Genomic DNA, 22,587 nt, shown 5'->3' with positions numbered 1-22,587 from the left:
TTACGAAGTTTAATTCACGAGCATCAAACTTAAATTGAAGAGTTTGATCATGGCTCAGATTGAACGCTGGCGGCAGGCCTAACACATGCAAGTCGAACGGTAGCACAGAGAGCTTGCTCTCGGGTGACGAGTGGCGGACGGGTGAGTAATGTCTGGGAAACTGCCTGATGGAGGGGGATAACTACTGGAAACGGTAGCTAATACCGCATAACGTCGCAAGACCAAAGAGGGGGACCTTCGGGCCTCTTGCCATCAGATGTGCCCAGATGGGATTAGCTAGTAGGTGGGGTAACGGCTCACCTAGGCGACGATCCCTAGCTGGTCTGAGAGGATGACCAGCCACACTGGAACTGAGACACGGTCCAGACTCCTACGGGAGGCAGCAGTGGGGAATATTGCACAATGGGCGCAAGCCTGATGCAGCCATGCCGCGTGTATGAAGAAGGCCTTCGGGTTGTAAAGTACTTTCAGCGGGGAGGAAGGTGTTGTGGTTAATAACCACAGCAATTGACGTTACCCGCAGAAGAAGCACCGGCTAACTCCGTGCCAGCAGCCGCGGTAATACGGAGGGTGCAAGCGTTAATCGGAATTACTGGGCGTAAAGCGCACGCAGGCGGTCTGTCAAGTCGGATGTGAAATCCCCGGGCTCAACCTGGGAACTGCATTCGAAACTGGCAGGCTAGAGTCTTGTAGAGGGGGGTAGAATTCCAGGTGTAGCGGTGAAATGCGTAGAGATCTGGAGGAATACCGGTGGCGAAGGCGGCCCCCTGGACAAAGACTGACGCTCAGGTGCGAAAGCGTGGGGAGCAAACAGGATTAGATACCCTGGTAGTCCACGCCGTAAACGATGTCGACTTGGAGGTTGTGCCCTTGAGGCGTGGCTTCCGGAGCTAACGCGTTAAGTCGACCGCCTGGGGAGTACGGCCGCAAGGTTAAAACTCAAATGAATTGACGGGGGCCCGCACAAGCGGTGGAGCATGTGGTTTAATTCGATGCAACGCGAAGAACCTTACCTACTCTTGACATCCAGAGAACTTAGCAGAGATGCTTTGGTGCCTTCGGGAACTCTGAGACAGGTGCTGCATGGCTGTCGTCAGCTCGTGTTGTGAAATGTTGGGTTAAGTCCCGCAACGAGCGCAACCCTTATCCTTTGTTGCCAGCGGTCCGGCCGGGAACTCAAAGGAGACTGCCAGTGATAAACTGGAGGAAGGTGGGGATGACGTCAAGTCATCATGGCCCTTACGAGTAGGGCTACACACGTGCTACAATGGCGCATACAAAGAGAAGCGAACTCGCGAGAGCAAGCGGACCTCATAAAGTGCGTCGTAGTCCGGATTGGAGTCTGCAACTCGACTCCATGAAGTCGGAATCGCTAGTAATCGTAGATCAGAATGCTACGGTGAATACGTTCCCGGGCCTTGTACACACCGCCCGTCACACCATGGGAGTGGGTTGCAAAAGAAGTAGGTAGCTTAACCTTCGGGAGGGCGCTTACCACTTTGTGATTCATGACTGGGGTGAAGTCGTAACAAGGTAACCGTAGGGGAACCTGCGGTTGGATCACCTCCTTACCTTAAAGAACCTGCCTTTGTAGTGTCCACACAGATTGTCTGATGAAAAGTAAATAGCAAGGCGTCTTGCGATTGAGACTTCAGTGTCCCCTTCGTCTAGAGGCCCAGGACACCGCCCTTTCACGGCGGTAACAGGGGTTCGAATCCCCTAGGGGACGCCACTTGCTGGTTCGTGAGTGAAAGTCACCTGCCGACATATCTCAAAACTCATCTTCGGGTGACGTTTGAGATATTTGCTCTTTAAAAATCTGGATCAAGCTGAAAATTGAAACGACACACATGTTATGTGTGTTCGAGTCTCTCAAATTTTCACAAACCGGTGGTGAATCGAAAGAAACATCTTCGGGTTGTGAGGTTAAGCGACTAAGCGTACACGGTGGATGCCCTGGCAGTCAGAGGCGATGAAGGACGTGCTAATCTGCGAAAAGCGCCGGCGAGGTGATATGAACCTTTGACCCGGCGATGTCCGAATGGGGAAACCCAGTGTGTTCCGACACACTATCGTTAACTGAATACATAGGTTAACGAGGCGAACCGGGGGAACTGAAACATCTAAGTACCCCGAGGAAAAGAAATCAACCGAGATTCCCCCAGTAGCGGCGAGCGAACGGGGAGCAGCCCAGAGTCTGAATCAGCTTGTGTGTTAGTGGAAGCGTCTGGAAAGTCGCACGGTACAGGGTGAAAGTCCCGTACACGAAAGCACACAGGCTGTGAACTCGAAGAGTAGGGCGGGACACGTGGTATCCTGTCTGAATATGGGGGGACCATCCTCCAAGGCTAAATACTCCTGACTGACCGATAGTGAACCAGTACCGTGAGGGAAAGGCGAAAAGAACCCCGGCGAGGGGAGTGAAAAAGAACCTGAAACCGTGTACGTACAAGCAGTGGGAGCCTCTTTATGGGGTGACTGCGTACCTTTTGTATAATGGGTCAGCGACTTATATTCTGTAGCAAGGTTAACCGTATAGGGGAGCCGAAGGGAAACCGAGTCTTAACTGGGCGTTAAGTTGCAGGGTATAGACCCGAAACCCGGTGATCTAGCCATGGGCAGGTTGAAGGTTGGGTAACACTAACTGGAGGACCGAACCGACTAATGTTGAAAAATTAGCGGATGACTTGTGGCTGGGGGTGAAAGGCCAATCAAACCGGGAGATAGCTGGTTCTCCCCGAAAGCTATTTAGGTAGCGCCTCGTGAACTCATCTTCGGGGGTAGAGCACTGTTTCGGCTAGGGGGCCATCCCGGCTTACCAACCCGATGCAAACTACGAATACCGAAGAATGTTATCACGGGAGACACACGGCGGGTGCTAACGTCCGTCGTGAAGAGGGAAACAACCCAGACCGCCAGCTAAGGTCCCAAAGTCATGGTTAAGTGGGAAACGATGTGGGAAGGCACAGACAGCCAGGATGTTGGCTTAGAAGCAGCCATCATTTAAAGAAAGCGTAATAGCTCACTGGTCGAGTCGGCCTGCGCGGAAGATGTAACGGGGCTAAACCATGCACCGAAGCTGCGGCAGCGACGCTTATGCGTTGTTGGGTAGGGGAGCGTTCTGTAAGCCGTTGAAGGTGTCCTGTGAGGGGTGCTGGAGGTATCAGAAGTGCGAATGCTGACATAAGTAACGATAAAGCGGGTGAAAAGCCCGCTCGCCGGAAGACCAAGGGTTCCTGTCCAACGTTAATCGGGGCAGGGTGAGTCGACCCCTAAGGCGAGGCCGAAAGGCGTAGTCGATGGGAAACAGGTTAATATTCCTGTACTTGGTGTTACTGCGAAGGGGGGACGGAGAAGGCTATGTTAGCCGGGCGACGGTTGTCCCGGTTTAAGCATGTAGGCGGAGGTTCCAGGTAAATCCGGTTCCTTATTAACGCTGAGGTGTGATGACGAGGCACTACGGTGCTGAAGTAACAAATGCCCTGCTTCCAGGAAAAGCCTCTAAGCATCAGGTAACATCAAATCGTACCCCAAACCGACACAGGTGGTCAGGTAGAGAATACCAAGGCGCTTGAGAGAACTCGGGTGAAGGAACTAGGCAAAATGGTGCCGTAACTTCGGGAGAAGGCACGCTGATATGTAGGTGAAGCCCCTGCGGGTGGAGCTGAAATCAGTCGAAGATACCAGCTGGCTGCAACTGTTTATTAAAAACACAGCACTGTGCAAACACGAAAGTGGACGTATACGGTGTGACGCCTGCCCGGTGCCGGAAGGTTAATTGATGGGGTTAGCGGTAACGCGAAGCTCTTGATCGAAGCCCCGGTAAACGGCGGCCGTAACTATAACGGTCCTAAGGTAGCGAAATTCCTTGTCGGGTAAGTTCCGACCTGCACGAATGGCGTAATGATGGCCAGGCTGTCTCCACCCGAGACTCAGTGAAATTGAACTCGCTGTGAAGATGCAGTGTACCCGCGGCAAGACGGAAAGACCCCGTGAACCTTTACTATAGCTTGACACTGAACACTGGTCCTTGATGTGTAGGATAGGTGGGAGGCTTTGAAGCGTGGACGCCAGTCTGCGTGGAGCCAACCTTGAAATACCACCCTTTAATGGCTGGTGTTCTAACGTAGACCCGTGATCCGGGTTGCGGACAGTGTCTGGTGGGTAGTTTGACTGGGGCGGTCTCCTCCCAAAGAGTAACGGAGGAGCACGAAGGTTAGCTAATCCTGGTCGGACATCAGGAGGTTAGTGCAATGGCATAAGCTAGCTTGACTGCGAGAGTGACGGCTCGAGCAGGTGCGAAAGCAGGTCATAGTGATCCGGTGGTTCTGAATGGAAGGGCCATCGCTCAACGGATAAAAGGTACTCCGGGGATAACAGGCTGATACCGCCCAAGAGTTCATATCGACGGCGGTGTTTGGCACCTCGATGTCGGCTCATCACATCCTGGGGCTGAAGTAGGTCCCAAGGGTATGGCTGTTCGCCATTTAAAGTGGTACGCGAGCTGGGTTTAGAACGTCGTGAGACAGTTCGGTCCCTATCTGCCGTGGGCGCTGGAGAATTGAGGGGGGCTGCTCCTAGTACGAGAGGACCGGAGTGGACGCATCACTGGTGTTCGGGTTGTCATGCCAATGGCACTGCCCGGTAGCTAAATGCGGAAGAGATAAGTGCTGAAAGCATCTAAGCACGAAACTTGCCCCGAGATGAGTTCTCCCTGAGACTTTAAGTCTCCTGAAGGAACGTTGAAGACTACGACGTTGATAGGTCGGGTGTGTAAGCGCAGCGATGCGTTGAGCTAACCGATACTAATGAACCGTGAGGCTTAACCTTACAACGCCGAAGATGTTTTGGCGATGAGAGACGATTTTCAGCTGATACAGATTAACAGAATTTGCCTGGCGGCTTTAGCGCGGTGGTCCCACCTGACCCCATGCCGAACTCAGAAGTGAAACGCCGTAGCGCCGATGGTAGTGTGGGGTCTCCCCATGTGAGAGTAGGGAACTGCCAGGCATCAATTAAAAGAACCCCGTACCGTATGGTGCGGGGTTTTTTGCTTTGGGTTTTTCCCGTCATCAGAGAGAGCATCAGACAGCACACCAATTCAAAATAAACGCGGCGATCTCCTCAACGTTATTCAAATCCAGTACCGGTATCTCCAGATCCAGGGCTACGTCACTGGCGACTGCAATCACATGCTCATCGAGCGTCAGCTCGTGAACATCATGCCCGGCATGGCTTCTGAACAGCAGGATCTTCGCCACCGCGTCATGCTTAAACCCCTCAACCAGCACCAGATCCAGAGTAGAGTGATCCATCCGGCTAACCAGATACATGAGATCCAGCGGCACTTCATCTGGTGTTTCAGTCATCAATGCCCAGCGCTGATCACTCGCCACCATCGTTTGGGCTGCTCCCGCCTTACGCAGCTCATAGCTGTCTTTTCCCGGCTTATCGACATCCATATTGTGATGCGTATGCTTAATTAATCCGGGGCGAACACCTTTAGCGCAAAGCGCAGGGATCAGTTTTTTCAGCAGCGTCGTTTTCCCGGTACCACTCCAGGCTGAAATGGCCAAAACAGGTATCATTTTTTCTCCTGCATCATCTGCAAATCTTCTGTGGTATTGACGTTTATAAACGCCGACTTCAAATCGCTAAAATCGACGGCATGGCCGCCTGACTGGCGCATAAAAGTCATCACCCTGCGCTCTCCTGCCGTCAGGTACTCCTGTAACGCCGGAACTAACGAACGGTGGATCAACGCAACAGCAGGGTGGTCACGCTCACCGTCATGGGCCCAGACAACGGGTGCGCTACCACGAAGCCGTACCATGCGTTCGACAAGACAAGACGGAATAAACGGGGTATCACACGGACAGAAGATAAACCACTCCCCGTGCGACTGCTGCATAACCGAAAGCATACCGGCCAGCGGCCCGGGGTAATTCTCCTGCGTATCCTCGTAAACGGGATACCCGCTACGCTGATAAACATCTCTATGCCTGTTAGCGCTGATGGCCATTGTCATGACCTGGTCCACAAGCGTATCAGCGACATGCTGCCAGAGTGGCTTACCGTTAAGGAGCTGAAGACCTTTATCTTTCCCCCCCATTCGGGTTGCCTTGCCACCCGCCAGAACAACGCCGATTATTTGCTGGCCATGATTCATGAATATCGCCTCTTTTATTGTGGGATTGACCCTGCTAACGTGTCACTCTCAATGAAAGGAGCACCACCATGAAATGTAAACGTCTGAATGAAGTCATTGAACTCCTCCAGCCGGCCTGGCAAAAAGAGCCAGAGCTTAATCTGATGCAATTTTTACAGAAACTGGCGAAAGAGTCAGGTTTTGACGGCGAACTGACAGACCTTTCTGACGATATCCTGATCTACCATCTCAAAATGCGCGACTCTGCCAAAGACGCTGTTATTCCTGGTATTCAGAAAGATTATGAGGAAGATTTTAAAACCGCGTTGCTACGCGCACGTGGCGTAATTAAAGAGTAAAAGCTTGTAAGCGGCGGCACCGAAATCGCCACAAGATGATATCCTGAATCATTCGTATAATTTCCGGATGATCGGATGAACGACCAGGCTTTTACTTTCCAGACATTACACCCGGATACCATTATGGATGCGCTGTTTGAACAGGGTATTCGGGTGGATTCCGGGCTAACCCCCTTAAATAGCTACGAAAACCGCGTCTATCAGTTTCAGGACGAGGATCGTCAGCGCTTTGTCGTAAAGTTCTATCGCCCTCAACGTTGGTCCGCAGAACAAATTCAGGAAGAGCACCAGTTTGCTCACGATCTGCTGGATGATGATGTTCCCGTTGCCGCGCCGCTTAAATTTAATAACCAAACGCTGCTCACCCACGAAGGGTTTTACTACGCCGTATTCCCAAGCCTGGGGGGCCGCCAGTTTGAAGCGGATAATATCGATCAGATGGAGTGGGTTGCCCGATATCTGGGACGCATTCACCAGACGGGACGCAAAGAAGACTTTATTGCCCGTCCGACAATCGGTATTCAGGAATACCTGCTTGAACCTCGTCAGGTATTTGAAACCTCGGCGCTAATCCCCAAAGCGCTTAAGGATAATTTCCTCAACGCGACCGATAAACTTATTGATGCGGTGAAAACCTGCTGGTGCGATGATATTTCCGTTCTGCGTCTGCACGGCGATTGTCACGCTGGTAATATTCTCTGGCGTGATGGCCCGCTGTTCGTCGATCTCGATGATGCACGTATGGGGCCAGCGGTTCAGGACCTGTGGATGCTGCTCAATGGCGATAAAGCTGAGCAACGGATGCAGCTTGAAACGATTATTGAGGCCTATGAAGAGTTTAGCCCTTTTAATTCAGACGAAATTGTCCTGATTGAACCTTTACGCGCGATGCGTTTTGTTTATTATCTCGCATGGTTAATCAGGCGTTGGGACGATCCTGCATTTCCCCGTAATTTCCCGTGGCTTACCGGAGAGGATTACTGGCGCAGCCAGATATCCACATTTACTGAGCAGGTTAAGGTTCTTAAGGAGCCCCCTCTGCAATTAACGCCGATGTATTAGTTGGACACACCCAGGAGAGAGTTAATCATGAAAAAAATTTGGCTGGCGCTGGCAGGTATGATTCTGGCATTTAGCGCTTCTGCTGCGCAGTTTACCGACGGCAAACAGTATACGACGCTGGAAAAGCCAGTCGCTGGCGAGCCACAGGTTCTGGAGTTCTTCTCGTTCTATTGCCCACATTGCTATCAGTTCGAGCAGGTGCTGCATGTTTCCGATAACGTGAAGAAAAAGCTGCCAGAAGGCACCAAAATGACCAAGTATCACGTTGAGTTCCTGGGCCCATTGGGTAAAGACCTGACTCAGGCGTGGGCGGTAGCTATCGCGCTGGGCGTGGAAGATAAGATCACTGCACCAATGTTTGAAGCAGTCCAGAAAACCCAGACAGTTCAGACGACTGCAGATATCCGTAAAGTCTTCGTGGATGCCGGTGTGAAAGGTGAAGAATACGACGCGGCATGGAACAGCTTTGTGGTGAAATCTCTGGTAGCCCAGCAGGAAAAAGCCGCCGCAGACCTTCAGCTGCAGGGCGTTCCGGCGATGTATGTTAACGGCAAATATCAGCTGAACACGCAGGGCATGGACACCAGCAGCATGGATATCTTCGTACAGCAGTACGCGGATACCGTGAAATATCTGGTCGAGAAGAAGTAAGAGCAATAAAGAAAAAAACGCCGGTCACTGACCGGCGTTTTTGTATGAAGATTTAATCTTTTCTATCTGTTCATCTTTCTCATTCCAGAGCGTATTCAGCCAACGCTGGAAAAGACGTTTGAAATTCTTATCGTTAACGTAATCCCCGTGCAACCCGTCATCAACCGGCACCAGCTCGATGCGTACAACGATCCGCGTCAGCTTGCCGCTGAGCATATCGAAGAAGGGTGTCCTGTCGTTTTCCGGATAGCAGAGCGTGACGTTGAGTAATTTATCGAACTGCGCGCCCAACACGTTAAGCGCCATCGCAATGCCCGCAGCCTTGGGCGGCAGCAGGTGCTGATAAGGAGAGCGAGTTTGTTGACGCTTCTCTTCCGTAAAGCGCGAGCCTTCCACGAAGTTCACAATGGTTGTCGGATGCGCGCGAAATTTTTCGCAGGAGCGGCGGGTGGTTTCTACATCTTTACCACGGCGCTCCGGATGACGAAGCAAATAGCTGCGCGAATAGCGTTTCATAAACGGCATATCAAGCGCCCAGCAGGCCAGACCGATAAAAGGCACCCAGGCGAGCTGCTGTTTCAGGAAGTATTTGTTCATCGGGATATGTTTGCGGAAAAGCACGCATAACACCACGATGTCTGCCCAGCTGTGGTGGTTGCAGATAAGCAGGTACCAGTTCTTTTTGTTGAGGCCTTCAAGCCCTTCCACATCCCACTTCAGGTGTGGGTTCAGGTACAACAGGAACGCCAGTCCTTCACACCAGCAGTACATCATGAAATTACAAAATGCGGATACGGCTCGCCATACCACGGGCACGGGCAGCAGCAACTTAATGATTCCGGCAATAATGATCGGCACAGAACAGGCGACAGTCACCAGAATAGTTAAAATGATGCTTAAAGGTAATGTTATTGCTGCGAGCAATCTCGACATGATGAGCTTTTTCAGATGGTTAGCTGTAAGTGAGCGGCCGGCTATCCGGTGCAGGGCGCTGATTTTATCAGAAATCAGACAAAATAAGGGTGCTTTCATGCCAGGCGTTGCGGGATAACGCCTGGGAGCAGAAGATTTCGCTATAACGGCATGCGGCCCTGGGCTTATATCCACATAGACTAAATTGTCATCAATTGGCCATAAAGATCAAATGAAACATAATAACTCTATGATATATAGCATCTATTTATTATGAGGTATGTACTTTTAGCGTCTGTTATTCCTATGACGTAAAAGTATGCACAAACTTATCCACAGATTTATTTTTGCGAGCGATCCTCACGATCGCAAAATCTTTTCCTGTATCTGGCGCTAATAACTGATGTTTTCATCCTTCTGTGGCATCCTTTACGCATAAATTGATTAAAGGCACGGACATTATGGTTCAGATCCCAGAAAACCCTCTTATTCTCGTCGACGGCTCTTCTTACCTGTATCGGGCGTATCATGCGTTTCCTCCTCTGACCAATAGCGCAGGGGAACCTACCGGCGCAATGTACGGCGTGCTAAACATGCTGCGCAGCCTGATTCTTCAGTACCAGCCAACCCATGCGGCAGTGGTGTTTGATGCGAAAGGTAAAACCTTCCGCGACGAGCTTTTTGAGCATTACAAATCTCACCGTCCGCCAATGCCTGACGATCTGCGTGCGCAGATTGAACCGCTGCACGCGATGGTAAAAGCGATGGGCTTGCCGCTGCTGGCCGTCTCTGGGGTCGAAGCCGATGACGTAATAGGTACGCTGGCACGTGAAGCAGAAAAAATGGGTCGTCCGGTACTGATCAGTACAGGGGATAAAGATATGGCGCAGCTGGTAACGCCAGGTATTACCCTGATTAACACCATGACCAACACCATCCTTGGGCCTGAAGAGGTGGTCACAAAATATGGCGTGCCGCCAGAGCTGATTATCGACTTCCTCGCGCTGATGGGCGACTCCTCGGATAACATCCCAGGTGTACCTGGCGTGGGTGAAAAGACCGCCCAGGCGCTGCTTCAGGGATTGGGCGGGCTGGATACGCTGTACGCGGAGCCGGACAAAATCGCCGGGCTCTCCTTCCGTGGTGCAAAAACCATGGCCGGAAAGCTGGAAGAGAACAAAGAGGTGGCTTATCTCTCCTATAAGCTGGCAACCATTAAAACCGATGTTGAACTGGAACTGGGTTGTGAGCAGCTTGAAGTGCAGCAGCCTTCCGCAGACGAACTGCTAAGCCTGTTTAAGAAATACGAATTCAAGCGCTGGACCACGGACGTGGAAGCCGGTAAATGGTTGCAGGCAAAAGGGGCCAAACCGGCTGCTAAGCCAAAGGAGACGATTGTCGTTGATGCCGAAGAGCTGGCAGAAGAAGAGGCCATCGCGCTCTCTTTCGACAACTACGAAACCCTCCTTGAAGAGTCACAGCTGGTGGCGTGGATTGAGAAACTCAAAAAAGCGCCGTTCTTTGCCTTCGACACGGAAACCGACAGCCTCGATAACATCTCGGCCAATATGGTCGGCCTGTCATTTGCGACGGAGCCGGGAATGGCGGCCTATGTGCCCGTGGCACATGATTACCTTGATGCGCCTGATCAGATCCCGCGTGAGCGTGTGCTGGAGCTGCTGAAGCCGATTCTGGAAGATGACAAGGCGCTTAAGGTTGGGCAAAACCTCAAATATGATCGCGGCATTCTGCAAAACTATGGCATTGAGCTGCGCGGCATTGCGTTCGATACCATGCTGGAATCTTACATTCTCGACAGCGTGGCGGGTCGTCATGATATGGACTCCTTATCCGACCGTTGGCTCAAGCATAAGACCATTACCTTTGAAGAGATTGCCGGAAAAGGTAAAAACCAGCTCACCTTCAATCAGATTGCCCTGGAAGAAGCGGGTCGCTACGCGGCCGAAGACGCCGATGTCACGCTGCAACTGCACCTGAAGATGTGGCCAAAACTGCAGAAGCACGAAGGTCCGCTGAACGTGTTCCAGCACATTGAGATGCCGCTGGTACCTGTGCTCTCGCGCATTGAGCGCAACGGCGTAAAAATTGATCCGACGGTGCTGCATAACCACTCTGGAGAACTGGCGCAGCGGTTGACCGAGCTTGAGCAGAAGGCGCATGAGCTTGCCGGCGAACCGTTTAACCTTTCGTCTCCGAAACAGCTTCAGACCATCCTGTTTGAAAAACAGGGAATTAAGCCGCTGAAGAAAACCCCTGGCGGCGCGCCATCAACGTCTGAAGAAGTGCTTGAGGAACTGGCGCTGGATTACCCGCTGCCAAAAGTGATTCTCCAGTACCGTGGTCTGGCGAAGCTGAAGTCTACCTATACCGATAAACTTCCGCTGATGATCAACCCTAAAACGGGCCGCGTGCATACCTCGTATCATCAGGCTGTGGCGGCGACCGGTCGTCTCTCCTCGACCGATCCAAACCTGCAGAACATCCCGGTACGCAATGAAGAAGGCCGTCGTATCCGTCAGGCGTTTATCGCGCCAGACGACTACCTGATCGTCTCGGCCGACTACTCGCAAATTGAGCTGCGTATTATGGCGCACCTGTCACGCGACAAGGGGCTGCTGACGGCCTTTGCGGAAGGAAAGGATATCCACCGTGCAACGGCGGCTGAAGTCTTTGGACTGCCGCTGGACAGCGTGACTCATGAGCAACGTCGCAGTGCGAAGGCGATCAACTTTGGTCTGATCTACGGCATGAGCGCCTTTGGCCTTTCGCGCCAGCTCAACATTCCGCGTAAAGAGTCGCAGAAGTATATGGATCTCTACTTCGAGCGTTATCCGGGCGTGCTGGAATATATGGAACGCACCCGTGCGCAGGCGAAGGAGAAAGGCTACGTCGAAACCCTGGATGGTCGTCGCCTTTATCTGCCGGACATCAAATCAAGCAACGCCGCGCGTCGTGCCGGTGCAGAACGTGCTGCCATCAACGCCCCGATGCAGGGGACGGCGGCAGACATTATTAAGCGCGCGATGATCGCGGTTGATGCCTGGCTGGAAAAAGAGAAGCCACGCGTGAAGATGATCATGCAGGTACACGATGAACTGGTATTCGAAGTCCACAAAGATGATCTGGACGCCGTGTCGAAGAAGATCCACGAACTTATGGAAAGCAGCATGACCCTTGACGTGCCGTTGCTGGTGGAAGTGGGCAGCGGTGAAAACTGGGATCAAGCTCACTAAGGGTTCTGCCAATAACGCGCTTTTTATGTAAGTTAGCAACATAACAAAGTGCGTTTTGTGACGATCATTAGAATTCCCTATGTAAAGAATGAAAAAAAACTACAAAAAGTGCTTTTTCTACAGCAAAAAAAGGGGTAGAGTTATTCGCGTAGGGTACAGAGGTAAGATGTTCTATCTTTCAGACCTTTTACTTCACGTAATCGGATTTGGCTGAATATTTTAGCCGCCCCAGTCAGTAATGACTGGGGCGTTTTTTATTGCGGCAAAGAAAAATCCAGGCAAAAAAAAGCGCGGACATCGCCGCGCTCGGTATTACTCTTCTTCCGCTTCCGTCGCGGGTTCCAGCTCGTTGAACCAGCTATCGAGCTTCTGACGCAGCTTGTCGACACCCTGCTTTTTCAGCGAGGAGAACGGCTCTACCTGTACGTCGCCGTTAAAAGCCAGCACCGCTTCGCGAACCATATTCACCTGCGCTTTACGCGCGCCGCTCGCCAGTTTATCCGCTTTAGTCAGCAGTACCAGCACGGCTATCTCACTTGAGACAGCCCAGTCGATCATCTGCTGATCGAGATCTTTCAGGGGATGGCGGATATCCATCAGCACCACCAGACCTTTCAGGCACTGGCGTTTTTCCAGGTATTCACCCAGCGCACGCTGCCATTTGATCTTCATCTCTTCCGGTACTTGCGCGTAACCATATCCCGGTAAGTCGACAAGGCGTTTGCCTTCTGCCACTTCAAACAGGTTAATCAGCTGAGTACGGCCAGGTGTTTTTGAGGTACGCGCCAGGCTCTTCTGATTGGTCAGCGTATTCAGGGCGCTGGATTTCCCCGCGTTAGAGCGGCCAGCAAAAGCCACTTCAATGCCAGTATCAGAAGGAAGGTGGCGGATATCGGGCGCACTGGTGACAAAATGCGTCTGTTGGTAGTTCCAGGTAGTCACGTGGTCGTCTCCAAAATCGTAATCTGAGGGGGATTATACCTGAATGCCGGCAAAAGACTTTTTTGATTGCACAGTGCCTGTAGGTTAAAACCCTGGCGGTTGTGAGAGATCGGCTATGAATACTATGGGAGATTTCAGAGAATTCGCAGGCGTTAAAAAAGCCAAATTGTTTTAAATCATAAGCTTATTCTCGGGTAATTATCTGAAAATCCGTTTTTGTGCCGTTTCGTTGCTTGTCAGTTTAACTGAACAGGGTAAAGTGTGCGTCAGGGCGAGGAAGCCAACAGGAAACAGACTTAAGGATTAGGGTCAGGAGCGCCAGGAGGCGAAGACGCAGGATTGTCAGGATGACCAACGCCTGGAGGCGTTTTAACAGGAAACGGAACCGTATCACGGATGGTATTAGCCAAGGGATAAACAGGGTTTGTTGTTGGCAAACACGGAATGTCTGACCCGTTAAGGGTTGTGAGTCAGGAAAAAAGGCGACAGATTGCTCTGTCGCCTTTTTTCTTTGCTTGCTTTCTGCTAGATTTCGCCGCAATTCTATACTGAAGAAAACGACTTAAAGATAAAACATCATGAAAAAACCGACCTCCGCTGCGGGCGCTAAACGCCCTGCAAAAGCACACCGCAAAACGCGCGAAGAACTGAACCAGGAATCGCGCGATCGCAAACGCGATAAAAAACATCGCGGTCATGCTGCGGGTAGCCGTGCAAACGGTGGTGATGCTTCTGGCGCTTCTGCGAAAAACAAGCAGCAGAAAGACCCACGTATTGGCAGTAAAACACCTGTTCCACTGGGCGTGACAGACACCCCGGTCACTAAGCAGCACAAACCAAAGAGCGAGAAACCTATGCTTTCACCGCAGGCTGAGCTGGATTTGCTGGAGAACGATGAGCGCCTGGACGCGCTGCTGGAACGTCTTGAAGAGGGTGAAACCCTGACCGCCGAAGAGCAGTCATGGGTTGATGCCAAACTGGACCGCATTGATGAGCTGATGCAGAAGCTGGGTCTGTCTTACGACGATGACGAAGATGAAGAAGAAGACGAAAAGCAGGAAGATATGATGCGTCTTCTGAAGGGTGGAAACTAACATTTGCATCCGGCAGGGACGATAGTCCTGCTAATAACCCTTCCGGTTATATGTTATCTGGTGTGGTTATTCGTTAAACTACGGCGGTTGTCGCGGCGACAGAAGTGGCTGCGCACCCGAGTGATGGCCCGCGATGGGGCCAGAACGGGCCGCCGTATGCGAACGCGACACCAACGGAAGGAGTGAGCATGTCTGTACCAACTATCGACTGGGATTTGGCCCTAATCCAGAAATATAACTATTCCGGGCCGCGTTATACGTCATACCCCACCGCGCTGGAGTTCTCCGATAGTTTCGGCGAAGCGGCGTTTCAGCAGGCTGTCGCGCGCTACCCCGAGCGTCCGCTGTCGCTCTATGTCCATATTCCGTTCTGCCACAAGCTCTGCTACTTCTGCGGCTGCAATAAAATCGTTACCCGTCAGCAACATAAAGCCGATCAGTATCTGGATGCGCTGGAGCAGGAAATTCTGCACCGTGCCCCGCTGTTTGCCGGCCGTCACGTCAGCCAGCTTCACTGGGGTGGGGGGACGCCAACGTATCTGAATAAAGCGCAGATCAGCCGTTTAATGACGCTCCTGCGCAACAACTTCCGTTTTAACGACGATGCTGAAATCTCGATCGAGGTCGATCCGCGCGAAATTGAGCTGGATGTACTGGATCACTTACGCGCTGAAGGTTTCAATCGCCTGAGCATGGGCGTGCAGGACTTCAACAAAGAGGTGCAGCGGCTGGTGAACCGTGAGCAGGATGAAGAGTTTATCTTTGCCTTACTCAACCACGCCCGCGATATCGGCTTTACGTCGACCAATATCGACCTGATTTACGGCCTGCCTAAGCAAACGCCGGAGAGCTTCGCCTTCACGCTGAAACGCGTGGCCGAACTCAACCCGGACCGCCTGAGCGTCTTTAACTATGCGCATCTGCCGACGCTGTTTGCCGCTCAGCGCAAAATCAAAGATGCCGACCTGCCTTCTGCCCAACAGAAGCTGGATATTCTGCAGGAAACCATCGCCTCGCTGACCGAAGCCGGTTATCAGTTCATCGGTATGGATCACTTTGCTCGTCCGGATGACGAGCTGGCTATTGCCCAGCGCGAAGGCGTACTGCACCGAAATTTTCAGGGCTACACCACCCAGGGCGACACCGATTTGCTGGGGATGGGCGTCTCCGCCATCAGCATGATCGGGGACTGCTACGCGCAGAACCTGAAAGAGCTGAAGCTTTACTACCAGCAGGTAGATGACGCGGGCAACGCGCTGTGGCGCGGTATCGCGTTAACGCGCGATGACTGCATCCGTCGTGACGTGATTAAGGCGCTCATCTGTAACTTCCGTCTTGATTTCAGCGAGGTGGAAGCGCAGTGGGATCTGCATTTCAGCGATTACTTTGCTGATGACCTGAAGCTGTTAGCGCCTCTGGCAAAAGATGGGCTGGTGGATGTTTCAGAACGTGCAATTGACGTGACACCCAAAGGGCGCCTGTTGATTCGTAATATCTGCATGTGCTTCGACGCCTATCTGCGTCAGAAAGCGCGTCTGCAGCAGTTCTCACGCGTCATTTAAGACATGCCAACATATTTGGCCGGGTAAGGCGAAGCCGCTACCCGGCTTTTTTGTTAGCGACTCTCTAGCTAAACAGTCCAACCAGCGCCGCGCACAGCACAGCAGCAACGGCTGTTTGTGGCGTGTGGCTTTCAGCTGCTCCACTTGAGAGCATATTCACTAATGTTTCCAGCATGATGATCACCCTCACTTTCCGGGCACGATCATACAAAAATCATTGATACAGTAAAGCGCAAAATAGCAGCATTTTGCGCTCAATTAATAACCTTTACACAAGGGTAAAGATCACTCCATGCCAAGTTCTTTCAGCTTACGCGTCAGGGTATTACGTCCCCATCCCAGCAGGCGTGCCGCTTCCTGCTTATGGCCCTGTGTATGGCGGAGTGCGGTGGTCAACAGCGTGCGCTCCATCTCGGGCTGGGCTTCAGACAGCAAGTTTTGATGACCGGAACGCAGCGCGCGATCGGCCCACTGCGCCAGCAGCGTCGCCCAGCTGTCCGGCAATGCATGTCCGGTGCTGCTTTCTGGCGCAGTCGCTTCAAACAGTTCAGCCGGTAAATCCTGAATCAGGACTTCCTGTCCGGCGGCCATTACGGTCAACCAGCGACAGGTGTTTTCCAGCTGACGCACGTTGCCCGGCCACGCCAGGCGGGTGAGGGCGGCATCGGTTTCCGGGTGCAACTGCTTGGCTTCCACGCCCAGCTCACGGGCAGCGACCTGCAGAAAATGACGCGCCAGGCGGGGAATATCTTCACGGCGTTCACGTAGCGGTGGCAAATGAACGCGGATCACGTTCAGGCGATGGAATAAATCCTCACGGAATTTACCTTCCTGGACGCGCTGCTCCAGATTCTGGTGCGTCGCGGCAATAATGCGTACATCGACCTTCACCGGCGCATAGCCACCTACGCGATAAAACTGTCCGTCGGCCAACACGCGCAGCAGACGGGTCTGGACATCCAGCGGCATATCGCCGATTTCATCCAGAAAGAGTGTTCCACCATCAGCCTGCTCGAAGCGACCCTGGCGAATGGTATTCGCGCCGGTAAAAGCCCCTTTCTCATGGCCAAACAGTTCGGATTCAATTAAATCCTTTGGGATGGCGGCCATATTCAGGGCGATAAACGGTGCTTTTGCCCGCGGGCTGTGGCGATGTAAGGCATGCGCTACCAGCTCTTTACCGGTTCCCGATTCACCGTTAATCAGTACGCTGATGGACGAGCGTGACAGACGGCCAATGATACGAAACACATCCTGCATGGCCGGCGCTTCGCCAATGATGTCCGTCGTGGGCCCGAAGTCAGGCGTGTGACGAGGCTGCTGCTGCTCCTGGTAGTGGCTGATCGCGCGCTCAACCAGGGCGACCGCTTCGTCGATATCAAACGGTTTGGGCAGGTAATCGAACGCCCCTTGCTGATAGGCGCTCACCGCGGCGTCCAGGTCGGAATGCGCCGTCATTATGATGACCGGAAGCATAGGATGGCGTTGTTTGATCTGCTTTAAAAGCGCCAGCCCGTCCATTCCCGGCATGCGAATATCCGAAAGCAGCACATCCGGCGTTTTGGTGGTGAGTGCGTCGAGCACTTCGCTGCCGCTCTCAAACGTCGTGCAGCTTAATCCTGCCCCTGTGAGCGCGCGTTCAAGCACCCAACGGATGGAGCTATCGTCATCGACTACCCAGACTATCCCTCGTTGCATAAACGTCACCTTTATTTTTTAATCGGCAGGAAAACCGAAAACTCGGTATGTCCCGGCCAACTGGTAAATTCAATTTTTCCAGAGTGTTGATCGATCAAACTACGGGCAATGGATAACCCCAGACCGGTACCGCCTTCGCGACCGCTGACCATCGGGTAGAACAGGGTGTCCTGAAGATGCGACGGAATACCCGGCCCGTTGTCCTCAACGTCGATGCGGGCAGCCAGACGATAGCGCACGCCGTGCAGTGTGAGCTGGAACGCGGTGCGGGTGCGCAAAATAATTTCGCCCCCTTCCGGCCCCAGTGCCTGCAGGGCATTACGCACAATATTCAGCAAGACCTGCTCAATCTGATCCGGGTCGTGCGCCAGTTCCGGCAGGCTTGGGTCGTAATCACGGACCAGCGTGACGTTCTCCGGCAGCTCCATTGAGACGAGTTTCACAACCCGCTCAGCCACTTTATGAATACTTTCTGAGACATGCATACCGGGTTGTTGTGGCCCAAGCAGACGGTCAACCAGGTTACGCAGGCGGTCTGCCTGCTCAATGATGACGTTGGTGTACTCCGCCAGCGCAGGGTCGGGCAGCGCTTTGGTCAGGAGTTGTGCCGCACCGCGTAAGCCACCCAGTGGGTTCTTGATTTCATGCGCCAGGCCTCGCACCAGGTCACGGGCGGCAATTTGCTGGGCATGCTGAAGTTGCTCCTGGCTCAGGCGGCGCTGATTATCCATCGGCGCCATTTCAAGCAGGATCAGCCCTTCAGGAAGCCGTTGTGCGGTAAGCGATAAAATATGTGAGCGCCCGTCGATCACCAGCGTGACTTCGTTATCGGTAAAGCCCTGACCGGCCTGCAGACTTTCCTGCATCAGGCCAATATTCAGCGAGAAATAGCTCAATAATTCCGGAAGCGGGGTGCCAAACAGTTTGCGTGAACTCTGGGCGAGCAGCTGCTGCGCCGCCGGGTTGGCGTAATGTACGGCCAGCTCGTCGTCGACCAGCAAAATACTGTTAATCAAAGAATTGAGGATCTGCCCAGCATCGGGCAGCGTGCCAGTTGCCATTCAGCAGTCTCCTGGAGTTGGTTGCACTAATTTAGTGCAGTATAGCTTTTTCGTCGTAAAAAGCGCGTGAGATCAGTTTGTTGGTGGAGAAAAAAGCCCATCCGGAGATGGGCTGAAAGTTTCCACGGCAACAAATAAAAGCTTGTGAGATCGCGCGTAAAAGGGCGCGCGAAACTCATTGAAACTTAAACGCTGTAGTACAGTTCGAACTCAACCGGGTGTGGCGTCATACGCACACGGTCGTTCTCTTCAGTACGCAGGGCGATGTAAGCATCGATAGCGTCGTCGGTGAACACGCCACCTGCAGTCAGGAACTCGCGGTCTGCGTCCAGCGCCTGCAGGGCTTCTTCCAGAGAGCCTGCAACCTGTGGGATCTCTTTCGCTTCTTCTGGCGGCAGGTCGTACAGGTTTTTGTCCATGGCTTCGCCTGGGTGGATCTTGTTCTTGATACCGTCCAGACCCGCCATCAGCAGTGCTGCGAAGCACAGGTATGGGTTAGCGGCTGGATCCGGGAAGCGAACTTCGATACGACGCGCTTTAGGAGACGCTACCACAGGGATACGGATAGAAGCAGAACGGTTACGCGCAGAGTACGCCAGCATTACCGGTGCTTCATAGCCTGGGACCAGACGCTTGTAGGAGTTAGTGGTTGGGTTCGCCAGGGCGTTGATCGCTTTAGCGTGTTTGATTACGCCGCCAATGTAATACAGAGCCTGCTCAGACAGACCGGCATATTTGTCACCAGAGAACAGGTTGGTTCCGTTCTTGGACAGAGACATGTGGCAGTGCATACCGGAACCGTTATCGCCGAACATTGGTTTTGGCATGAAGGTCGCGGTTTTACCGAAACGGTGCGCAACGTTGTGCACAACGTATTTGTAGATCTGAATTTCGTCTGCTTTTTTGGTCATGGTGTTGAAGCGGGTTGCCACTTCGTTCTGACCCGCAGTCGCCACTTCGTGGTGGTGAGCTTCAACCACCAGGCCCATCTCTTCCATCACCAGACACATGGTGGAACGGATGTCCTGAGCGGAGTCGACCGGAGGAACCGGGAAGTAACCGCCTTTAACGCCAGGACGGTGACCTTTGTTACCACCTTCGTATTTGGTGGAGGAGTTCCATGCACCTTCGATATCGTCGATGGCAACGTGGGAGCCAGAAATAGAGGCACCGAAACGGATGTCATCAAACAGGAAGAATTCTGGCTCTGGCCCGAACAGTACGGTGTCTGCGATACCGGTTGAACGCAGGTACTCTTCAGCGCGTTTCGCGATGGAGCGTGGGTCGCGGTCGTAGCCCTGCAGTGTGCCTGGCTCGAGGATGTCGCAACGGATGATCAGGGTTGGTTCTTCGAAGAACGGATCAATGACCGCAGTGGAAGCGTCAGGCATCAGAACCATGTCAGATTCGTTGATACCTTTCCAGCCGCCAATGGAGGAGCCGTCAAACATTTTGCCTTCTTCAAAGAATTCGGCGTTTACCTGATGAGCAGGAATAGTGACGTGCTGTTCTTTACCTTTGGTATCGGTGAAGCGCAGATCAACAAACTTCACTTCATGTTCGTTCAGCATCGTCAAAACGTGTTCAGCGGACATACTTAACTCTCCAGATTGGTCATTGTCGTCGTGGTAACGAGGTCTTCAATTTCTGTCTTGGGCTGGCTGTGTGCCATTTTTTTGCCGTATTTTTATAAAGCGAAATCTGTGCCAACTTTTAAAACACCCCAAAAAGGCGTTATCATGCGCACCATAGTGCAAAAGTGCTGCACCACAATGGTTATGTTGCACCAGTATAGTGCTTCAGTGTGAACACTGAGCACCATATTGGTGCAATTTTCGTTAAAGTGCCCTTTTTACGCTCCGTGAAAGCGATCACAAAGCATCTCTGCAATACTTGTTTGCGGGGGATGTTTGTGATCCTGTTTTGTAGTGCGATTAATCCGTGTACAATAACGCGCTATTTCTAATGCCTGAGGCAAAGTTGTGATCGAAAATTTGCGTAACATCGCCATCATCGCGCACGTCGACCATGGTAAAACCACCCTGGTTGATAAGCTGCTGCAGCAGTCCGGTACGTTTGATGCTCGTGCCGAAACTCAAGAGCGTGTGATGGACTCCAACGATTTGGAGAAAGAGCGTGGGATTACTATCCTCGCGAAAAACACCGCTATCAAATGGAATGACTACCGTATCAACATCGTTGATACCCCAGGGCACGCCGACTTCGGTGGTGAAGTTGAGCGCGTGATGTCCATGGTGGATTCCGTGCTGCTGGTAGTTGACGCATTTGACGGCCCAATGCCGCAAACGCGCTTCGTGACCAAAAAAGCATTTGCCCATGGCCTGAAACCTATTGTTGTTATCAACAAGGTTGACCGTCCGGGCGCGCGTCCTGACTGGGTTGTTGATCAGGTGTTCGACCTGTTCGTTAACCTCGACGCGACCGACGAGCAGCTGGACTTCCCTATCATTTACGCTTCGGCGCTGAATGGTATCGCGGGTCTGGATCACGAAAATATGGCGGAAGACATGACTCCGCTGTATCAGGCGATTGTCGATCACGTACCGGCTCCGGATGTTGATCTTGATGGTCCGCTGCAGATGCAGATCTCCCAGCTGGACTACAACAACTACGTTGGCGTTATCGGTATCGGCCGCATCAAACGCGGTAAAGTGAAGCCGAACCAGCAGGTTACTATCATCGATAGCGAAGGCAAAACCCGTAACGGTAAAGTGGGCAAAGTGCTGACTCACCTGGGTCTGGAGCGTATCGACAGCGAACTGGCTGAAGCGGGCGACATCATCGCGATTACCGGTCTGGGCGAGCTGAACATCTCTGACACCATCTGCGACCCGCAGAATGTGGAAGCGCTGCCAGCCCTGTCTGTTGATGAACCAACGGTAACCATGTTCTTCAACGTCAACACCTCTCCGTTCTGTGGCAAAGAAGGTAAATTCGTTACCTCTCGTCAGATCCTTGACCGCCTGAACAAAGAGCTGGTGCACAACGTTGCGCTGCGCGTTGAAGAAACTCAGGATGCTGACGCATTCCGCGTTTCTGGTCGTGGTGAGCTGCACCTGTCTGTTCTGATCGAAAACATGCGTCGTGAAGGTTTCGAAATGGCGGTTTCCCGTCCGAAAGTTATCTTCCGCGAAATCGACGGCCGTAAACAAGAGCCGTTCGAGAACGTAACGCTGGACGTTGAAGAGCAGCATCAGGGTTCTGTTATGCAGGCTCTGGGTGAGCGTAAAGGCGACCTGAAAAACATGAATCCAGATGGCAAAGGCCGCGTACGTCTCGACTACGTGATCCCAAGCCGTGGTCTGATCGGTTTCCGTTCAGAGTTCATGACCATGACGTCCGGTACCGGTCTGCTGTACTCCACCTTCAGCCACTACGACGACGTGCGTCCGGGTGAAGTTGGCCAGCGTAACAACGGCGTTCTGATCTCCAACGGTCAGGGTAAAGCGGTTGCGTTTGCGCTGTTCGGTCTGCAGGATCGCGGTAAGCTGTTCCTGGGTCACGGTGCTGAAGTTTATGAAGGCCAGATCATCGGTATTCACAGTCGTTCTAACGACCTGACTGTAAACTGCCTGACCGGTAAGAAACTGACCAACATGCGTGCGTCCGGTACTGACGAAGCAACGGTTCTGGTTCCACCGATCAAGATGACCCTGGAGCAAGCTCTGGAGTTCATCGATGACGACGAACTGGTAGAAGTGACCCCACTGTCTATCCGTATCCGTAAACGTCACCTGACCGAGAACGATCGTAAACGTGCAATGCGCGGTGCGAAAGAAGAGTAATACGGTCAATCCGTAGGCCGGGTAAGCGCATGCGCCAC

General features: G+C 52.6%; 16 protein-coding genes, 1 tRNA gene and 3 rRNA genes. 12 read left to right on the top strand and 8 right to left on the bottom strand.

The annotated features are described in order from the left end of the window. Positions 1-31: 31 nt before the first annotated feature. From ACMGG3_RS18215 to rrf, 4 genes are all read left to right on the top strand, one after another. Positions 32-1,571 (top strand): 16S ribosomal RNA (locus ACMGG3_RS18215). Positions 1,572-1,656: 85 nt separating this feature from the next. After that, a tRNA-Glu gene (locus tag ACMGG3_RS18210) sits at positions 1,657-1,732 on the top strand. 192 nt (positions 1,733-1,924) lie between these two features. Further along, positions 1,925-4,830: ribosomal RNA gene (locus ACMGG3_RS18205) — 23S ribosomal RNA — on the top strand. Between the two features lie 64 nt (positions 4,831-4,894). Then, a 5S ribosomal RNA gene (rrf, locus tag ACMGG3_RS18200) occupies positions 4,895-5,010 on the top strand. The 16S, 23S and 5S rRNA genes sit together here with 1 tRNA gene alongside, the layout of an rRNA operon. A 74-nt stretch (positions 5,011-5,084) precedes the next feature. Here rrf and mobB read toward each other — a convergent pair. Continuing rightward, a complete protein-coding gene (gene mobB, locus ACMGG3_RS18195) occupies positions 5,085-5,588 on the bottom strand; it encodes a molybdopterin-guanine dinucleotide biosynthesis protein MobB (protein ID WP_414149358.1) in 504 nt (167 codons plus the stop codon). Next, a complete protein-coding gene (gene mobA / locus ACMGG3_RS18190; protein ID WP_414149357.1) occupies positions 5,585-6,169 on the bottom strand; it encodes a molybdenum cofactor guanylyltransferase MobA in 585 nt (194 codons plus the stop codon). Before mobA ends, mobB begins: the two co-directional genes overlap by 4 nt. Before the next feature lie 68 nt (positions 6,170-6,237). On the opposite strand from mobA, the gene ACMGG3_RS18185 reads away from it, so the two are divergent. From ACMGG3_RS18185 to dsbA, 3 genes are all read left to right on the top strand, one after another. Then, a complete protein-coding gene (locus ACMGG3_RS18185) occupies positions 6,238-6,507 on the top strand; it encodes a YihD family protein (RefSeq protein ID WP_010436801.1) in 270 nt (89 codons plus the stop codon). Positions 6,508-6,582: 75 nt separating this feature from the next. Continuing rightward, positions 6,583-7,569: a serine/threonine protein kinase gene (locus ACMGG3_RS18180; RefSeq protein ID WP_250369492.1), complete on the top strand. Its 987-nt coding sequence runs from the start codon at positions 6,583-6,585 to the stop codon at positions 7,567-7,569. A gap of 27 nt (positions 7,570-7,596) precedes the next feature. Further along, positions 7,597-8,220: a thiol:disulfide interchange protein DsbA gene (gene dsbA / locus ACMGG3_RS18175; RefSeq protein WP_020883990.1), complete on the top strand. Its 624-nt coding sequence runs from the start codon at positions 7,597-7,599 to the stop codon at positions 8,218-8,220. 24 nt (positions 8,221-8,244) lie between these two features. Here dsbA and ACMGG3_RS18170 read toward each other — a convergent pair whose 3' ends face one another. Beyond that, positions 8,245-9,096 carry an acyltransferase gene (locus ACMGG3_RS18170; protein WP_232937915.1) on the bottom strand — a complete coding sequence of 284 codons (852 nt, stop codon included), beginning with the start codon at positions 9,094-9,096 and terminating at the stop codon, positions 8,245-8,247. Here ACMGG3_RS18170 and ACMGG3_RS18165 point away from each other — a divergent pair. Both ACMGG3_RS18165 and polA read left to right on the top strand, forming a co-directional pair. Continuing rightward, positions 8,993-9,271, top strand: a complete 279-nt coding sequence (locus ACMGG3_RS18165) for a hypothetical protein (protein WP_370978182.1) — start codon at positions 8,993-8,995, stop codon at positions 9,269-9,271. The genes ACMGG3_RS18170 and ACMGG3_RS18165 overlap by 104 nt on opposite strands. A gap of 322 nt (positions 9,272-9,593) precedes the next feature. Continuing rightward, complete coding sequence (gene polA / locus ACMGG3_RS18160) at positions 9,594-12,386, top strand: DNA polymerase I (RefSeq protein WP_020883988.1); 2,793 nt, start codon at positions 9,594-9,596, stop codon at positions 12,384-12,386. A gap of 312 nt (positions 12,387-12,698) precedes the next feature. Here polA and yihA read toward each other — a convergent pair whose 3' ends face one another. Further along, positions 12,699-13,328: a ribosome biogenesis GTP-binding protein YihA/YsxC gene (yihA, locus tag ACMGG3_RS18155; protein WP_014172255.1), complete on the bottom strand. Its 630-nt coding sequence runs from the start codon at positions 13,326-13,328 to the stop codon at positions 12,699-12,701. A gap of 578 nt (positions 13,329-13,906) precedes the next feature. Between yihA and yihI the strand changes: the two genes are divergently transcribed. Further along, positions 13,907-14,422, top strand: a complete 516-nt coding sequence (gene yihI, locus ACMGG3_RS18150; RefSeq protein ID WP_014172254.1) for a Der GTPase-activating protein YihI — start codon at positions 13,907-13,909, stop codon at positions 14,420-14,422. 188 nt (positions 14,423-14,610) lie between these two features. Then, positions 14,611-15,984: an oxygen-independent coproporphyrinogen III oxidase gene (gene hemN / locus ACMGG3_RS18145; RefSeq protein ID WP_414149356.1), complete on the top strand. Its 1,374-nt coding sequence runs from the start codon at positions 14,611-14,613 to the stop codon at positions 15,982-15,984. Positions 15,985-16,048: 64 nt separating this feature from the next. Here the strand turns inward: hemN and ACMGG3_RS18140 are convergent, their stop codons facing one another. The 4 genes from ACMGG3_RS18140 to glnA form a co-directional block, all read right to left on the bottom strand. After that, positions 16,049-16,159 (bottom strand): YshB family small membrane protein, encoded by a 111-nt coding sequence (locus ACMGG3_RS18140; protein WP_032670298.1) that lies wholly within the window; start codon positions 16,157-16,159, stop codon positions 16,049-16,051. A gap of 110 nt (positions 16,160-16,269) precedes the next feature. After that, on the bottom strand, positions 16,270-17,682 hold the full coding sequence (glnG, locus tag ACMGG3_RS18135; protein ID WP_020883985.1) for a nitrogen regulation protein NR(I): 1,413 nt from the start codon (positions 17,680-17,682) through the stop codon (positions 16,270-16,272). An 11-nt stretch (positions 17,683-17,693) separates the two neighbouring features. Then, positions 17,694-18,743 carry a nitrogen regulation protein NR(II) gene (gene glnL / locus ACMGG3_RS18130; protein WP_014172250.1) on the bottom strand — a complete coding sequence of 350 codons (1,050 nt, stop codon included), beginning with the start codon at positions 18,741-18,743 and terminating at the stop codon, positions 17,694-17,696. A gap of 185 nt (positions 18,744-18,928) precedes the next feature. Beyond that, on the bottom strand, positions 18,929-20,338 hold the full coding sequence (glnA, locus tag ACMGG3_RS18125) for a glutamate--ammonia ligase (RefSeq protein WP_014172249.1): 1,410 nt from the start codon (positions 20,336-20,338) through the stop codon (positions 18,929-18,931). Positions 20,339-20,725: 387 nt separating this feature from the next. Here glnA and typA point away from each other — a divergent pair, with 387 nt between their 5' ends. Further along, positions 20,726-22,549: a ribosome-dependent GTPase TypA gene (typA, locus tag ACMGG3_RS18120; protein WP_014172248.1), complete on the top strand. Its 1,824-nt coding sequence runs from the start codon at positions 20,726-20,728 to the stop codon at positions 22,547-22,549. Positions 22,550-22,587: the final 38 nt, after the last annotated feature.

The sequence above is a fragment of the Enterobacter sp. BNK-18 genome (genome assembly GCF_047456135.1).
In the GTDB taxonomy this organism is placed as follows: Bacteria; Pseudomonadota; Gammaproteobacteria; order Enterobacterales; family Enterobacteriaceae; genus Enterobacter; species Enterobacter ludwigii.
The sequence above is the reverse complement of the archived record's forward strand: the minus strand, read 5'-3'. Positions and strand labels throughout refer to the sequence as shown.